The organism is Oceanisphaera ostreae, assembly GCF_042676125.1.
Classification (GTDB): domain Bacteria; phylum Pseudomonadota; class Gammaproteobacteria; order Enterobacterales; family Aeromonadaceae; genus Oceanimonas; species Oceanimonas ostreae.
Genome location: NZ_JBHTJS010000001.1, coordinates 1 through 15,873 on the forward strand (window position 1 = coordinate 1; position 15,873 = coordinate 15,873).

At 49.6% G+C, this 15,873-nt stretch carries 13 protein-coding genes; 4 read left to right on the forward strand and 9 right to left on the reverse strand.

The genetic code is table 11. The features are described 5' to 3' along the window. Positions 1-351 precede the first annotated feature (351 nt). The 6 genes from gmhB to ACFQ1C_RS00030 are packed head-to-tail and all read right to left on the reverse strand — an operon-like array spanning position 352 to position 6,898. A complete protein-coding gene (gene gmhB, locus ACFQ1C_RS00005) occupies positions 352-909 on the reverse strand; it encodes a D-glycero-beta-D-manno-heptose 1,7-bisphosphate 7-phosphatase (protein WP_379556482.1) in 558 nt (185 codons plus the stop codon). A gap of 47 nt (positions 910-956) precedes the next feature. Then, positions 957-2,021: an ABC transporter ATP-binding protein gene (locus tag ACFQ1C_RS00010; protein ID WP_379556483.1), complete on the reverse strand. Its 1,065-nt coding sequence runs from the start codon at positions 2,019-2,021 to the stop codon at positions 957-959. Further along, the gene (locus ACFQ1C_RS00015) at positions 2,018-2,998 is read right to left on the reverse strand and encodes an ABC transporter ATP-binding protein (protein WP_379556484.1); all 981 of its coding nucleotides are present in this window, start codon (positions 2,996-2,998) and stop codon (positions 2,018-2,020) included. The genes ACFQ1C_RS00010 and ACFQ1C_RS00015 overlap by 4 nt, the downstream gene beginning before the upstream one ends. Next, entirely contained in the window at positions 2,998-4,800 is a 1,803-nt protein-coding gene (locus tag ACFQ1C_RS00020) for an extracellular solute-binding protein (RefSeq protein ID WP_379556555.1), read from the reverse strand. Before ACFQ1C_RS00020 ends, ACFQ1C_RS00015 begins: the two co-directional genes overlap by 1 nt. 18 nt (positions 4,801-4,818) lie before the next feature. Continuing rightward, positions 4,819-5,886 carry an ABC transporter permease gene (locus ACFQ1C_RS00025; protein WP_379556485.1) on the reverse strand — a complete coding sequence of 356 codons (1,068 nt, stop codon included), beginning with the start codon at positions 5,884-5,886 and terminating at the stop codon, positions 4,819-4,821. Continuing rightward, on the reverse strand, positions 5,879-6,898 hold the full coding sequence (locus ACFQ1C_RS00030; RefSeq protein ID WP_379556486.1) for an ABC transporter permease subunit: 1,020 nt from the start codon (positions 6,896-6,898) through the stop codon (positions 5,879-5,881). The genes ACFQ1C_RS00025 and ACFQ1C_RS00030 overlap by 8 nt, the downstream gene beginning before the upstream one ends. A 243-nt stretch (positions 6,899-7,141) precedes the next feature. Between ACFQ1C_RS00030 and metN the strand changes: the two genes are divergently transcribed. From metN to rfaH, 4 genes are all read left to right on the forward strand, one after another. Next, positions 7,142-8,185, forward strand: a complete 1,044-nt coding sequence (gene metN / locus ACFQ1C_RS00035) for a methionine ABC transporter ATP-binding protein MetN (protein ID WP_379556487.1) — start codon at positions 7,142-7,144, stop codon at positions 8,183-8,185. Next, positions 8,166-8,819 (forward strand): methionine ABC transporter permease, encoded by a 654-nt coding sequence (locus ACFQ1C_RS00040; RefSeq protein WP_379556488.1) that lies wholly within the window; start codon positions 8,166-8,168, stop codon positions 8,817-8,819. Before metN ends, ACFQ1C_RS00040 begins: the two co-directional genes overlap by 20 nt. 18 nt (positions 8,820-8,837) lie before the next feature. Then, positions 8,838-9,665 (forward strand): methionine ABC transporter substrate-binding lipoprotein MetQ, encoded by an 828-nt coding sequence (gene metQ / locus ACFQ1C_RS00045; RefSeq protein WP_379556489.1) that lies wholly within the window; start codon positions 8,838-8,840, stop codon positions 9,663-9,665. Positions 9,666-9,762: 97 nt separating this feature from the next. Beyond that, entirely contained in the window at positions 9,763-10,269 is a 507-nt protein-coding gene (rfaH, locus tag ACFQ1C_RS00050; RefSeq protein ID WP_379556490.1) for a transcription/translation regulatory transformer protein RfaH, read from the forward strand. A gap of 162 nt (positions 10,270-10,431) precedes the next feature. On the opposite strand, the gene ACFQ1C_RS00055 is transcribed toward rfaH, so the two are convergent. The 3 genes from ACFQ1C_RS00055 to arcB all read right to left on the reverse strand — a co-directional run bounded on the left by ACFQ1C_RS00055 (position 10,432) and on the right by arcB (position 15,590). Continuing rightward, a complete protein-coding gene (locus tag ACFQ1C_RS00055) occupies positions 10,432-11,718 on the reverse strand; it encodes an inverse autotransporter beta domain-containing protein (protein WP_379556491.1) in 1,287 nt (428 codons plus the stop codon). Between the two features lie 147 nt (positions 11,719-11,865). Next, the gene (gene dgt / locus ACFQ1C_RS00060; protein WP_379556492.1) at positions 11,866-13,221 is read right to left on the reverse strand and encodes a dGTPase; all 1,356 of its coding nucleotides are present in this window, start codon (positions 13,219-13,221) and stop codon (positions 11,866-11,868) included. Then, a complete protein-coding gene (arcB, locus tag ACFQ1C_RS00065; protein WP_379556493.1) occupies positions 13,218-15,590 on the reverse strand; it encodes an aerobic respiration two-component sensor histidine kinase ArcB in 2,373 nt (790 codons plus the stop codon). Before arcB ends, dgt begins: the two co-directional genes overlap by 4 nt. Positions 15,591-15,873: the final 283 nt, after the last annotated feature.

Genomic DNA, 15,873 nt, shown 5'->3' on the forward strand with positions numbered 1-15,873 from the left:
ACTTGATGCTCAATGAATTACTGATGTACTTCTATTTCTAGGTGCACTTCAACAGACATTGAAAAAACAATATTTTTTGTTCTCAACGACCTGCGAGTGCCCACACAGTTTGCTTGATAAATTGTTAAAGAGCGTTGACCGTATCTCAGGTCAGGGATGCGTATTCTACGCATTCCGTAGTATTCGTCAAGTGTTTGTTTCGAACTTAATTTCCGTTCTTTCAAACCCTTGTGACCGTGAGCGACTTGCCCCGTGTCAGTGGATGCGCATTATAGGGAAGCCTCGTTTTAGCGCAAGGGTTATTTCTAAAAAACAAACCAAGCGGTCACTTATCACACAACGTGCGCTAAATCACACCACAGTGGCGATATTTTGTGCGAATTCAACCAGTGATGGATACACGGCTTCGGCGAGTGCTTCACCTTCTGCTGTAATCTCTTTACCGGTGCGCACTAACGTAAGGTGTGCAACGCCGGCTGCTTGTGCGGCTTTAAGGTCGGATACTTTATCTCCCACCATATAAGAAGCACTTACATCTATATCTAGTTCATCAATGGCATCGTGAAACATGCCAGGGCCGGGTTTGCGACAGTCGCACGGTTTGGTATTGGCGCCATTACCTTCAGTGGGGTGATGAGGGCAAAAATAGAGTCCATCCAGATCAACGCCTCTATCGGCTAATGACCAGTCCATCCATTCGGTGAGGCGTATAAAGTCATCTTCACTGAATAAACCGCGCGCAATACCGGATTGGTTAGTGATGACCACCAACTGATAGCCTTTTTCTTTAAGCAGCTTCATGGCGTCGATGGCGCCTTCGATAAAGATGAAGTCGTCTCTTTTAGATATATAGCCGGAGTCTTGGTTGATAACACCATCTCGGTCGAGAAAAATTGCCGCTGTGCTCACTGATTATTCCTATGGTTTAAGGCCTAGTTAGATTGAAGGCTCTGTGGTTAAGGTATCACTACGGTTGGAATAATATCACAGCCACCGGCAGTTTGAGGTAAGCGTTGTCCGCTGCTGATTTCTTGATGAAAATGACAAGCTACTTTATGGCTATCGCCATCCAACTTAGGAGACTCACTAATACACAGCTCGCCGACATATCGACAGCGAGTGCGAAAGTGACAGCCTGAAGGGGGGTTGGCTGGGGACGGTGGTTCGCCTTCTAGGATCATCGGCTCTTGCCGCTGCCGTGGATCGGGTTTAGGGATGGCGGCCAGTAACGCTTGAGTATAAGGATGGCGAGGTTGGCGATAGAGTCTTTCGGCGGGTGCTAGCTCAATAATACGGCCCAAATACATAACGGCAATATGATCCGAGATGTGTTTTACCACCGAGAGATCGTGGGCAATAAACAATATCGCCAGTTGATACTCTTGTTGTAACGACAGCAATAAATTAAGAATTTGCGATTGTACCGAGACATCCAACGCTGATACGGCTTCGTCACAGACCAATAACTTAGGTTTTAATGCCATGGCACGGGCAATGCCGACCCGCTGGCGTTGACCACCCGAAAACTCGTGTGGGTAACGCCCTAACGCAGAAGCTGGCAACCCCACCCGCTGTAATAACTCTGCCGCCCAGCGCTGGCGTTCTTCCGCTGAGCCTTGCCTATGAATAACAAACGGCTCTTGTAATATAGTGCCTATGGTATGGCGGCCATTGAGTGATTCTTGAGGGTCTTGAAACACCAACTGCATTTGTTGACGCAATGGGCGCATTTTAGACTGCGAATAATGGGTGATGTCTTGGCCATTAAACACAATTTGCCCGCCGCTGGGCTCGTGTAATTTAAGAATAGCGCGCGCCAACGTCGATTTTCCACAACCGGACTCGCCCACTAGCCCCAGTGTTTGCCCCGCGGCCAACTCAAAACTAACGCCATCAACCGCATACAGCGTTTTTCCCCGCCGTAATAAGCCCTCACCTAGCGTAAAGTGTTGTTGTAAGCCCTCTACTCTGAGCAAGGGCGGCGCAGTAACAATAGGATTGGAGGTCACTGTTTGGCTCATCGTGTTAACTCCCGCCAATGATGACACCACACATCATGCCCAGTCGACACAGATTCCATGCGGGGTTGTTGCTGGCATACTGGCGTCATATAAGTGCAGCGATTGGCAAATCGGCAACCGGTAGGCTGCTCTTCTAACGAAGGTACTTGACCGTCGATAGTGGCCAGTTGAGTTTTGCCGGGCTGATCCAAACGAGGAATGGCTGACAGTAACCCCTGAGTATAAGGGTGTACCGGGTGCTCGAATAACGTGAACACATCTGCTTGTTCCACACTGCGCCCCGCATACATCACCAATACCTGATCACAAGTTTGCGCCACCACGCCTAAGTCATGAGTGATAAACAGCACAGCCATGCCTGTTCTCTGTTGTAACGCCTGGATTAAGTGTAAAATCTGCGCTTGAATGGTCACATCTAACGCCGTGGTGGGCTCATCACAAATCAGTAAGTCTGGTTCGCAGGCCAGTGCCATGGCAATCATCACGCGTTGGCGCATGCCACCAGATAATTGGTGGGGATACGCTTTTAGTCGCGCCGCCGCTTCTGGTATACCCACCTGATGCAACATCTCAGCGGCGGCTTGCTGCTGCTGGCGTTTATTCAACTCCGGCTGATGCAGTTGATAGACTTCCATCAACTGCCGCCCCACGGTATGCACGGGGTTTAGTGCCGTCATTGGCTCTTGAAAGATCATGGCTATTTTGTTGCCACGCACCTGATAACGTTGTTTGGCGCTTAGGGTCAGTAAATCTTGGCCTTGAAACAGTGCTCGCCCCCCTACAACTTCTCCTGCCGGTCTGGGTAATAACCCAAGCAAGCTCAGAGCGGTGACACTTTTACCACAACCCGACTCGCCCACCAGACCTAAGGTTTGGCCTGCGTTCAGTGAAAAGCTCACATCATCCACCACCCGAAATCGACCATTTTCGGTAGCAAAGCTGACGGCTAAATGCTCAACCTCTAACAGCGGCTCCATTACTGCTCCTTATGCCGCCAGGTTTCATCTATCTCTAACACCGGCTCGAAACGTACCTTACCAGACTTAACTTCCTTCTTAAGCTGCTCATCAATCCAAAACAGGCCCCCGGTACTGTATGGCGCACCTTCCATTGGCCAGAATAATGACGGGGAATGCTGAGTCCCTTTGGTTTCTGGTAACTTCACATAACGCCAATAAGCTTCACGGGTATAAGGCACTTGGTAGCCGGGAATAAAAATGGCCAGCTCATGCACTCGGCGTTGAATTTGTCGAGAAAGATCGGCTTTGTCATCTAAGTCCATGGTGACACGGTATTGCTCTATCAGCGCATCTAACTGTGCGTCACTGATATTAAACAGGTTGTTGGTTTGCGGTTTATCGGCATTAGCGGAATGAAAGAATTCCCAGTATTGCGGATACAGTCCGCCACCGCCCCACCCCAGCCAAGCTGCCTCGTGCTTTTTCTCTAGCATCACCTTAAAACCGGTGGCGCCATCGACCAGATTCAGCTGGAGGTCCAGCCCCGCCTTGCGTGCTTCTTCGCGCAAAATGGCCAGTCGCGAGGTGTGTTCTTGAGTGGTGTAGGTCACCGCTAGACTAAGCACATCACCGCTGGCATTACGCAAAATACCGCCGGGGCCTTGCTTGTCGTAGCCAGCCTCGGCAAACAGTTCTCGGGCGCGTTTAATATCGAAGTCTCGGGCTCGAATATCGAGATCGATAAAATCGCCATAACCGATGCCAAAAGTATTCATGCGCTCATAGTCACCACGCAATATAGTATCCAACATGCGCTGCATATTAATGGCGTGGCCGATGCCTTTGCGTACTCGCACATCGCTCAATCTGGGGTGTGCGGTATTGAGGTGAAAGCCCTGAGCACCTTGGGGCATATCGTTATAAAACCAAATGCGATTAATCAGGCCATTGCGATACTCAGGGGTGTCGGTTTTATCGTGCCACCATTCGGGCAAAATAAGGCCAAAAGTGTCGATGTCGCCACGCAGAAAGTGCCGATAGGCGATGTTCATATCGCGTACCACATTGAAGCGGATTTCATCTACGTTAAAACGATGTCGATAGTATTTAAGGTCGTTACCCCACCAATCATCCAACCGCTTAAAGCTAATGGAGCGGCCACGCTTCACCTTATCGATTATATAGGCGCCGGTCACCGGCGCTTGTGCCCAGTTATAACGACGCACCCAATCTTCGGTTAGCTCATAAAAGTGTTGTGGCTGAGGCGCCAGTCCTAAAGTATTAAGTAATTCCCGTGGGCTTTTAGCGCTGCCCGCCGTCACCGACAACGTATAGTCATCAAAGGCAGTGACATCGACGATTTCTTCACTGAAATAGTTGTTATACCAAGGTGCTCGGATCACCTCTGATCGCATCATTTCAAGTGCAAATAAATAGTCTTCACTGGTCACCGGCTTACCATCGGACCAACGCGCGGCGGGGTTCAGCTTGAAGTACATGGTTTTATCATCGTCACCAAATGCCCAATGGGTGGCGAGTGCCGGAATGGGTTGTTCGGTTTCTGGGTGTAGCGTATATAGGCCTAATTGATTTTCGAGGATAAAAGAGCGAAACGAGGTATTAGAATCGGGCCCGACGGTGCGAAAGGTCAACGGAAAGCTCAACAACCAGCTATTGAGCACCCCACCTCGCTTGGCCTCGGGTGAGGCAAAAATGGGGTCTTCGTTATTAGTCTGCCACGCTAACTGCTCTGGCAGTTGTGCTGCATACACACCGCTGATCATCAGCCAGCTACTTAAGAAAATGAGCAATTTTTTCATCATATTTTGCATCCCTGCCTATTCGTAACGAGAAAAGTGTTTGGGGTCGAAGGCCTCGCGAATGGCTTCGCCAATAAAAGAGACGGTGATTAATACTAAAGAGACTGCCGTTACTACCGAGGCCACTATCCAGGGGGCATCTAAGTGATTCACCCCTTGGCGTAATAGCTCGCCCCAACTAGGAGTTGGCGGCGCTAAACCAAAGCCAAGGTAGTCGAGTGCCGTTAACAGTGAAATATTAGCCACCACGGTAAAGGGCGCCAGCGTCACTATCATCACCATGGTGTTGGGCAAAATATGATGCACGATAATACGCCACAACCCGGCACCTTGGGCGCGGGCCGCCAGTACGTAATCGCGCACTTTTTCTCGATAAGTCAGGGTGCGCATATACCAGGTAATACCCATCCAGCCGAATAAGACGTTAATACCAACAAACAGCATAAAGTTGGGCTGGGTCAACGACACTAATATCATGATCACATATAAAAACGGCACCTGAGACCAAACTTCGATAAAGCGTTGGAACAACAAGTCAAACTTGCCACCCACAAAACCCATCATGCAGCCGAGTAGCACGCCAATCACATAACTAGCAGTTAGGGCAATAAAAGCAAAACCCACGGCGGTGCGAAAGCCATAGACCAAGCGTGCTAAGATATCGCGCCCCGAGTTATCGGTGCCTAAATAATGCTGCTGACTGATACTGGGGGCGGTAGGCGGAAAACCATCACTGCTGTAATCCTGCTCGTACGGGCTCCAAGGCACTATGGGTAGCAACACCCAATTACTAGCACCTGATTGTTCGGCCTTGGCTTGCTCAGAAAAACGGGCTTTTAGCTCGCGATAGTTGGTTTCATATTGATACGCCAGGCCAAAATTATCACCGGTGATCACGGCGCCATAGGTAGGAAAATAAAACTGCCCTTCATATTTAACAACCAAGGCACGATTGCTGGCCCACAGCTCGGCAGTCAGCGCCAGCACTACCATCAGCATAAACAAGCAAAAGGCATAATAGCCGCGGCGAATACTGCGAAAGCGGCGCAGCTTTTTATGAGTAATATCAGAAAAAAGTCTAGCCATCGAAACGCACCCTAGGATCCACCAGCGCCACACAGATGTCGGATAATATATTGCCAACTAACATCATCAGCGATGTCACCGCCAAAATGCCCATTACCACCGGATAATCCCGCTCCACGATGGCCTCGTAACCCAGTAGCCCTAAGCCGTCGATATTAAAGATCACTTCAATTAAGAAGGAGCCGGCAAAAAACACCGAAATCACATTACCAAAGTGGCTGGCGATAGGGATCATGCTGTTGCGTAGTGCATGGCGTGTCACCGCCTTGTTAAACGGCAACCCCTTAGCCACGGCGGTACGCACATAATCTGCCGATAGATTTTCCATTAGGCTGTTTTTCATGGTCATGGTGAGCACCGCAAAATCACCGATGGCATAAGCGATTAATGGCAAGAGCGCGTGGTGAAAGAGGTTTAAGGTTTTCGGCCAAAAGCCCTCTAGGTAATAAAAGTCATCGCCAACAAAGCCACCCATCGGGAACCAGTCGAGCTGAAACGCAAATACCGTCAGTAGAAAAATACCGACCACATAGGCGGGCAGCGCATAACCAGCATAAATCAGCATGGAGCTGATACTGTCGAAACGGCTGTTATGTTTTAGCGCCTTGAGAATACCCAGCGGGATAGAGACCAGATAACTTAAGATAAAAGTACTAATGCCGAAGAAGGCCGACACCGGCAGTCGTTCTTTAATTAACTCCCATACTGGCAGGTAATAGCGGGTGGAATCTCCCAAATCGAGTCGTACTAATTTACCTAACCACTCCCAGTACGCCTCAAAGACCGGCTTATCTAAACCATAAAAAGCTTTAAGCTCGTCTATTTGATCCGACGATAGCACCTGACTACCACGGGAGCTTTGGCTAAACTCGCTACTGGCCATTTGGCTTTCCATAAGCATGCGCTCAACGGGCCCGCCCGGCACAAACCGGGTAATGGCAAATACCACTAAGGTGATCCCCAAAAAAGTGGGTATCAATAGTAGCAAACGACGCAGAAAATACTGGCCCATTCTTTTCCTTAGGTTCGTTCCTTGAATAACACGGAAATCAAGCTATTTGCACCCTATCCCAAGTGCCGACTAATAAGCAAGATAGAGACTAATCGCTCAGCGCTGAGTCATTGAGTGAACTTTACATTGACTTGGACGTCCAGACGGCCTAGCATCTGCTGTTATTAGCCATGCTTGCATGACTTGTACCTACACTCATCTGTTAAAGCAGTGAATAACCATACCGCAAAGGCTCATCCTCCGATGATCAAGCTAACCAATATCAGTAAACGCTACGGTGAAGGCGAGCAAGCCGTTCATGCTGTGCGTAATATCAACCTAGACGTGGCCGCAGGCCAAATTATGGGTGTGATCGGTGAATCGGGAGCGGGGAAAAGTACCCTGATCCGATGCGTCAACATGCTAGAGCGCCCCACAGAAGGGTGTGTACTGGTCGACGGCCAAGACCTCACGCTCCTCAATAATAGCGAACTTCCAACAGCGCGACGTAATATCGGCATGATTTTTCAGCATTTTAATTTGCTGTCGTCTCGTACCGTATTCGCCAACATTGCTTTGCCTCTCGAGCTGGCTGGCATGAACAAAGCCGCCATAAAGCAGCGTGTTAACGAACTATTAGAATTAGTCGGTTTAAGCCATCGCGCCGAGGCCTATCCCAATGCCTTATCGGGCGGACAAAAACAACGAGTGGCTATCGCCCGCGCCCTAGCGCCTAATCCTAAGGTGTTGCTGTGTGATGAGGCAACCTCGGCACTGGACCCGCAAACTACCCAGTCGATTCTTACACTGCTAAAAGATATTAATCGTCAGCTAGGATTAACCATCTTGTTGATAACCCACGAGATGCATGTGGTAAAAACCATTTGCGACCGCGTGGCCATTATTAGCGACGGCGAGTTAATTGAACAAGGTGATGTGGCTTGGTTTTTTGCTAATGCCAAAACCGAACTGGCACGACGCTTTATCTCCTCCACCATTAACTTGGATATTCCTGAGGAATATCAGCAACGTTTGGTTGCTGAGCCGCTCGCAGGCGCCCTGCCCTTAGTACGACTGGGCTTTAGTGGCGAAACCGTGGATAGCCCGTTAATTTCCATCCTCAGTCGAGAGCTCAATGTGGATGTCAGCATTTTAAGTGCCGACATGGAATATGCCGGTGGCGTTAAATTTGGCTTTATGCTGGCCGAACTCGACGGCGTACCCGCACAAACACAGGCCGCACTGGCTTATCTTCGCGATCATAAAATTCAAGTAGAGGTACTCGGTTATGTCCGACGCCATGGTTAATCTGCTGTTATCAGCATTATGGGAAACCCTGATCATGACCTTTGGCTCGGGCATTATTGCTTGTGCACTCGGCATACCATTAGGTATCGCTTTGCATGTCAGTAAGCCGAACCAAATATGGGAAAACGCCGCCTTTAATAAAATTTTAGGTTCGGTGGTGAATATTGGCCGTTCTATTCCCTTTATCATCTTGCTGGTGGCCATTATTCCCTTTACCCGCCTAATTGTGGGTACCAGTATCGGCACCATTGCCGCCGTGGTACCGTTAACCGTTGCCGCTATTCCTTTTGTCGCTCGATTAATGGAAGGCGCACTGATGGAGGTTCCCGCAGGCTTAGTAGAAGCGGCACAGGCCATGGGTGCAAAACGGATACAGATAGTGGTGAAGGTACTACTGCCAGAAGCGCTACCAGGCATGCTCAATGGCATTATTATTACGCTAGTGACGCTGGTGAACTACTCAGCCATGGCCGGTGCGATTGGCGGCGGTGGCTTAGGGGATGTGGGCATTCGTTATGGTTATCAGCGCTTCGACCCACAAGTGATGCTGATTACCGTTGTGATGTTAGTGGTATTAGTACAAATTATTCAAAGCGCCGGCGAACGCCTGGTCGCTTACGTAGATCATCGTTGATTAAAAAGGAATTACCCAATGAAATTAGGTTTTAAATCGTTAACTGCCGCCAGCGTATTAGCCTTGGCTTTAGCCGGTTGTGGTGAGCAAGCTAAAGACTCAGCCGAACAAGCAGCCGCCCCCGCCAAGCCATTGCGTTTAGGCGTAATTTCCGGTGCCGAAGAGCAAGTCGCAGAAGTGGCCGTTAAGGTAGCCAAAGAAAAGTATAATCTCGATGTAGAACTGGTTGCTTTCAGCGATTATGTGACTCCTAACGTCGCCTTGAGCGATGGCAGCCTCGACATTAACGCTTTTCAACATCAGCCCTACCTCGATAAGCAAATTAAAGATCGCGGCTATGAGCTGGTTGCCGTGGGTAAAACCTTTGTTTATCCGATTGCCGCTTACTCAAAAGTGATTAAGTCACTGGATGAGCTAGAAGACGGCGCCAAAGTCGCGGTACCGAACGACCCGACTAACTTGGGCCGCACCTTACTGTTATTAGAACAGAAAGGCCTGATTGAGGTAGATCCCAAAGTGGGCTTAGCAGCGACACCGTTAAATATCACTGCCAATCCTAAAGAGCTGAAAATTATCGAGCTAGAAGCTCCACAACTACCACGCTCACTGGATGATGTGACATTTGCGGTGATCAACACCACTTATGCTTCTCAAATCGACTTGCTACCCGGTCGCGATAGCCTGTTTGTAGAAGACAAAGACTCCCCATACACCAACTTGATTGTGGCGCGTAAAGACAACCAAGACGATGAGCGTATTCAGACTTTTGTTAAGGCTTATCAGAGTGACGAAGTATATGAAGCCGCTTTAGAGCTGTTTCAAGGTGGCGTCGTTAAAGGCTGGTAAAACCCGTTTATAAAACCATCAAGGTCACGGCTTGCCGTGGCCTTTTTTCTTTGTGCTGTCATAATCAGTATCCACCCCAAATTTTTAGAGGTCTTGCATGCAAAAGTGGTATTTGGCGCATTGTCGCCCCCGAGAAGAAGAGCGGGCACTGCAAAACCTGAGCAATCAAGATATAGAAGCATTTTATCCTTATGCCGAGGTTAAAAAGCTATATCGCCGTAAAATGGTAACGCGCATCGAAGCGTTATTTCCGGGCTATATTTTCGTGCGTGCCGATCTTGCCATTACGAGTTCGAGCACCATCGGCTCAACGCGGGGCGTACGTAATTTAATTCGCTTTGGCGGTGGCCCCTGTGAGGTGCCAGACGAGGTGGTATACGATCTAATGTGCAATTGCGACAGCGATGCGCTTAGAGAGCAATTAACAGACCTACCCCGCTGTGGCGATCGCGTTCGCATCGAAGAAGGCCCGTTTGCAGGGCTAGAAGCGGTTTACCAAGAAGCGGACGGCGATACCCGCGCTATCTTACTGCTAACACTACTGCAAAATGCCACCCCCACCAGCTTCGCCAACGATGAGTTTTCGCGGATACCTAAGACGTAAAACAAAGCTGTAAGTCCCAATTAAGGTCAACAACAAAACATATCCTGCTGCGCAGTCCGGCCGAACCATAAGGTTCGAGGCCTTACATAGAGAACATGCTTGAGTGTTTTGTCTTTAGCTGAAAGCTTACGGCTTCAAGCTTAAGGCTGCCCGAAGGGCTAACTACTGATGCTCTAGTACCATCACGTTATGATGCTGCAGCGGCAGGTAGCTATCGTAACGCGTTTTCTCTATCAAACTTTGCCACCACAGACCCGGCTCAATCCCAAGCGGAAGCTCTATTCCTAAACTCACTCTGGACTCAAATTTATCTTTGCTGTTGCTAAGTAATGAGCTTTTTAACGTCAGGATTTCCCACGGCGAGTAATTAAGCGACCATTGGCGAGACTGCGGCGCCTTGTACTTATCACCACTGCCGTACAGGTTTAACTGTCGTCCCTGCCATTGATAATACTTACCCGAGACGCTCAAGCCTGGCACCATGCCTAAGCGCCCTTCGCCAAATAAAAGCAGCCCTGCAGCAGGCCGCTCTTGCCGCCCTGCCTGCTGCCGCCAACCAGATAGCGGCTGATACTGGCCCGCGCCTAGGGTCCAATCTCTATGCTCTAAAAATAATAATAAACCGCCCCGCTGATGATCCCAGTCAGCTTGATAATCCATCACAGGTTCAATATGACCACTCACCGTCGCCGTTAAGGGCTGCTCAAAATGCAGGCCAGCCTGATAGGTTAAGCGCTCATCTCGGTAATCAGCGCCCAGTTCACCTTGCCAATTCGCCATAATCGGCAGCGCCATTTGGCTGGACAGCAAAGGATCTTTATCAAATAGCGGCAACTGATAATCCCAGTTCCACAACTCTGGATTGAACCACAGCCACTCACTTAGCTGATGAGAGCCAAAAGACAATGTATTATCCGCAAGCCTTTCGCCTTGTTGCTCTACAAACGTATCAATGTTGTTCATTGCCGCCGCTTTAGCGGCTGTCGCCAAGGTGAGTAATACCCGATCTGTTTGAGGCGCTAGCTCCGGATTTGGCCGGCCCAGCTGCGGCAATCGAGTCGTAATAGATGCTGGCTGAGGTGTACTGGGTAAGTCAGAAGGCCTTACCGTATGTCTGGGAGCAGATAAGGACGAGGGTAATGATGAAGGTAAAGTCGCTTTATTAGCCTTAATCGGTACAGCTCTAGTTGGCACAGAAGGGGCCGAGCGGTCGGGCACCCAAATCCAGTCGCCCTGAGTTAAGGGCGTCATAAAGCGCTGGGGATTAAAATCACGACGCAGCACCCGCTCGTTCAGCTGGTAGCGAGCGGCCAATAAGCGCCAGCTTTCTCCGAGCATCACCTGGTGCATGGCCACTTGCGGAATAGCCGCCCGCGTGTCTGCCGCCTGAGACAGGCCGCTTATAGATAACGCCAGCAATAATATGAATCGATTCAACCATTGGGTCATATCGTGGCTTATAAATCCTTGCAAAGGGTGAAGGGGAAACGTTGTAAGCCATACGCTGTAAGCCTTACGTTATAAGGACAAACCATCCTGCTCCGCAGAGGCGAGCTTACAGCGTACGGCTTATAGCGGCTCTTTCCCTTCTCGCACTTAACCCTGAAAGCCACACAGTAAACGGTATTCTTCGAGTATATAGGTGTCGGTCATGCCGCTGACAAAATCGAGCAACAACCGCACTCTAAAGTACCATTCACGTTCGCTGGCATCTTCAAATAAATCGGCATTACGGCTATCGCGTTGGTAAGCCGCTAAATGACGAGGCGGCAGTCGATGATACAAGCGACGCAACACTAAGCCTTCGGCGTCTTGACGACTGTCGAGACTAATAAACTCCTGTTCAGGCAATGCTAGCAAGGGCGCAAAGGCCTCCAGTACGCCTTTAAGGGCCGCAAAGCCCGACAGCTCTAATGCCTCAACCTCGCGGCGATTAAATACTTGGCGACGCGCAAAGTCTTTTAACCATTGCAACGCTTGAGCCGGGGCCTGCTCAACCGCCAGCAGCGGCGTATTATGGCTGCCATCTAAGATAGCCGAGTGATGGGCTAGATACTGCTCACTAACCAGCACTTGTAAATCATCATTGATGTGTTGGCGAAAACGACTGAAGAAGTCAGGATCTCCCGCTTTAGCCTGCTGCCAGCAATCTTTAAGATAATCATTACCATCACTCAGCAAGGCTTGCTCTAACTCCGCCAAGCTCAATACGCCACGGTCCACCGCGTCTTCTAAATCGGCGACGCCGTAGGCCATATCATCGGCGGCTTCCATCAAAAATGTCAGCGGATAGCGGCCACGAACCGTGGTAGGAAATAATGCCCTCATCTGTTGGATCAACAGGCGCTCGCTAAAATAATGACCGGGCTTTTGCTGCCAAGGCGCAGAGCTTTGCCGTTGATAGGCGCCGCGCACGTATTTTTGTAACGCCGCCAGCTGGCTCAAGGTCAGGTTTAGCCCTTGTAGGCTATGCAATAGCCGCAAGCTTTGCGCGTTACCTTCAAATTGCTGTAAATCGGCAATTAACATCGGCCACTGACGCGATTTTTTGCCCACTGCCTGTTGAAACAAAGACGGTAAACGAGTGCGTAGCCAGTCAATCATCACGACTTCGCCAAAATGACCAAAGGGCGGGTTACCCACATCGTGTAACAGACAGGCCATTTCAACGAGGCTAACAAAGGCCTGTTGCTCTACGTCAGGTTCCAGCTCCGCCAGCACCATCAGTGCTAGCTGACGGCCAATTTCTTTCACCTCTAGTGAGTGCGTTAATCGGCTGCGCACCGAGGCTTTTACATCTAGTGGAAACACCTGAGTTTTTTGCTGTAATCGCCGCACCGGCGAGCATTGTACGATGCGATTACGGTCGACCTCTATCGCGCTTAGCGCCGTTTCGGTATTAGGTGTTGGTTGCTGGCGGTCGCTTAAGATTAAACGTTGATAATTACTCATACTCGGCTCTCGAGCCAGCGGCGCAGCACCGCAAGATCTTTGGGCAGATGGTGGTTAAGCTCACTCACCCACTCATCCAGCTGCTGCCACCAGTCGGTCAATTCGGGACTTTGGATTTGCTGGGCTAGCTTTTGTGCGCGCTTTAACCCCACCGAGCCTGCGGCACCCTTAATTTTATGCGCCTCGTCAACAATGCCTTCTTGCTCTTTATTAGCAACAAAATCGTTAAGTTTACTCAAATAGTCACCTGCCATCTCATCCAGCATATCTACGCTAGACAACAAAATAGCCGCACCTACTGTATCGACATAATCCGTTAAAAAGACCGTGTCCAATATCACATCCTCATCAGAGTGTGACTCAACGGGGCCAGTGACGGCGAGGGCCGGAGTGGGAGTAACCGGTAGTTTTCGGCCAGTCTGCTTATGCAGTCGATGAGCAAAAAAGCGCGCCAGCACGCCTTTAATAGCTTTAGAAGACAATGGCTTACTAATCGCATCATCCATGCCTTTAGCCAGATATTCCTCTTTATCGCTGATCACGTTCGCGGTTAATGCGACCAACGGCGGTAACTGTTTAGCCCCTTCTTTGGCCTCTTTGCGCAAACGGGCCGCAATGTCGAAGCCGGTCATGTCTGGCAACTGAATATCGAGAAACACCAAGTCGAAGCTCACTTGCGCCATCCACGCCAAGGCTTCACCACCATCGCGCGCCACCGTAACCTTGTGGCCGAGCTTTTCGAGCAAGGCGCAGGCGACGGTGACATTCAGCTCCACATCTTCGACCAACAACATCGACAGCGGCGGTAGGTGTGCCACTATCGGGTCATCCACCGGAGCCAAGGTACGGGGGGCTTTAATGGTGATACTAAAACAAGAGCCTTCATTTGGCTCACTGTCCAACTCGATCGTCCCCTGCATGGCATCCACTAGCTGCTGTGATACGGCCAGACCAATACCGGTACCGGTGGCGTACTTATCGCCTTCAACCTGAAAATACAGCGTAAATATTTCTTTTTGTAGCGTTAACGGAATACCGATACCGGTATCTTCAATATCAAAACGTAGGGTTATTTCGCCAGCCGTCAGCTCATCGGCCATGCAGCGAATGGTCACACCGCCGTCATCGGTAAATTTCACCGCATTACCGACCAAATTCCACAACACTTGTCGTAGGCGGGTGCCATCGGCCATGATCCATTCGGGAATATCACCGTCGCGGTCAAAGTGTAAATACAGGCCTTTTTGCTCGGCCTGCAAGCGCGCCAAGCTTTCTAAATCATCTAAAAATCCAGGGAAATCCATGGGCTCAGGCGCCAGCTCCAAGCGGCTACGATCGATTTTATCCAAATCAATAATGTCGTTAAAAATATTACCTAAGGTGACGGCGCTAAAGTGAATGGTTTTCATATGCTGGTGCTGTTCTTTATCAAGCTTGGTGGCCAGCAAAATACGGCTTAGCCCCACAATGCCATTTAACGGCGTACGCAATTCATGGCTAATGGTCGAGATAAATGTGGTTTTATCGCGGCTGGCTTTCTCAAGTTCTTCTTGGTAGCGCTTGCGTTCAGTAATGTCTCGGCCAAAGCCCAACAGTCCCAATCGTTTGCCGTTACGATCAAAAAACGGCACCTTGCGTAGCTCGAAACAAGCGTGGTGGTCATCGGGATATTGCAGCCATTGCTCGTAGGTTTGGCTTTCGTTGCGCGCAAATACTTCTTTATCGGTTTCGACTACTTTTTCGGCCACATCCGCCGGATATACATCGAATGGCGTCAAACCAATCAGTTCTTTTTCTGGCCGTCCTAACAAGTTTTCCATGGCGCGGTTACAGCCGGAAAACTCTTCTCGCTCGTTACGGTAATACACCAAATCGGGAGAGGTATCGATAAAAGATCGCAATAACGCCATGCGCTCTTGCGACTCCATTTGGGCTTTTTCGCGCTGATAAACTTCTGCTTCTAAATCTTCAATGGCCTGTTGGCGAGCCGTTTCTGCCTTATGAGTTACTTCTATCTGGCAATTTAGCAGCGCTATTTTTTCTTGCAGCTCATTATTTAGCTCTAGATCGCGCTCACGCATTTGCTGCAATCGCTGCACCAATCGACTAAGACGCTGGCGAGAATCCTCTAACTGATCCACCACCACCGACAAAAAGTATACCGCCCAAGGTGTGACTAAAAGACCGAAGAAAACAGACCGCACAATGTCGATGGACTCCACTGTGCCGCGAAGGAACAAGGTCACCCCTACCTGGATAAAAATGGCCAGCAGAATGATGCAGGCGGCCAGCACCATGCTAAAGCGAACGATGCCAAGCTTGGTCATCAAATCGACATAATACTGGGCCCAAGTTTTCATGGGTTTCATCTATTTTTCCGTCTGCATAGGTATGAAAGCAGGATACCGACTTAACCCTAAACTGTCATGCCGTTGATAGCTCTTCTGCATATTCTAAATGAACTAGGTATCTGGGAAAGTATGATTGGCACCAACAGTTTATCGATATTTGATGCGCAATCGCTCACTTAATGAGCAATAATCCATCATTCTGGTATTGTGCGGCTATAAAAAACGCTATATTTTGTAAGTTGGTGACTGAAAAGCCATGCAGCTCCCCGCATAGTGCTTGAGTGTAATAGTGCGCTCACTT

Coding starts and splice junctions, on each gene's coding strand:
- ACFQ1C_RS00020 (WP_379556555.1), bottom strand. CDS start 4,800: ATGAAAAAATTGCTCATTTTCTTAAGTAGCTGGCTGATGATCAGCGGT.
- ACFQ1C_RS00040 (WP_379556488.1), top strand. CDS start 8,166: ATGTCCGACGCCATGGTTAATCTGCTGTTATCAGCATTATGGGAAACC.
- rfaH (WP_379556490.1), top strand. CDS start 9,763: ATGCAAAAGTGGTATTTGGCGCATTGTCGCCCCCGAGAAGAAGAGCGG.
- dgt (WP_379556492.1), bottom strand. CDS start 13,221: ATGAGTAATTATCAACGTTTAATCTTAAGCGACCGCCAGCAACCAACA.
- ACFQ1C_RS00055 (WP_379556491.1), bottom strand. CDS start 11,718: ATGACCCAATGGTTGAATCGATTCATATTATTGCTGGCGTTATCTATA.
- metN (WP_379556487.1), top strand. CDS start 7,142: ATGATCAAGCTAACCAATATCAGTAAACGCTACGGTGAAGGCGAGCAA.
- ACFQ1C_RS00015 (WP_379556484.1), bottom strand. CDS start 2,998: ATGGAGCCGCTGTTAGAGGTTGAGCATTTAGCCGTCAGCTTTGCTACC.
- ACFQ1C_RS00030 (WP_379556486.1), bottom strand. CDS start 6,898: ATGGGCCAGTATTTTCTGCGTCGTTTGCTACTATTGATACCCACTTTT.
- metQ (WP_379556489.1), top strand. CDS start 8,838: ATGAAATTAGGTTTTAAATCGTTAACTGCCGCCAGCGTATTAGCCTTG.
- ACFQ1C_RS00025 (WP_379556485.1), bottom strand. CDS start 5,886: ATGGCTAGACTTTTTTCTGATATTACTCATAAAAAGCTGCGCCGCTTT.
- arcB (WP_379556493.1), bottom strand. CDS start 15,590: ATGAAACCCATGAAAACTTGGGCCCAGTATTATGTCGATTTGATGACC.
- ACFQ1C_RS00010 (WP_379556483.1), bottom strand. CDS start 2,021: ATGAGCCAAACAGTGACCTCCAATCCTATTGTTACTGCGCCGCCCTTG.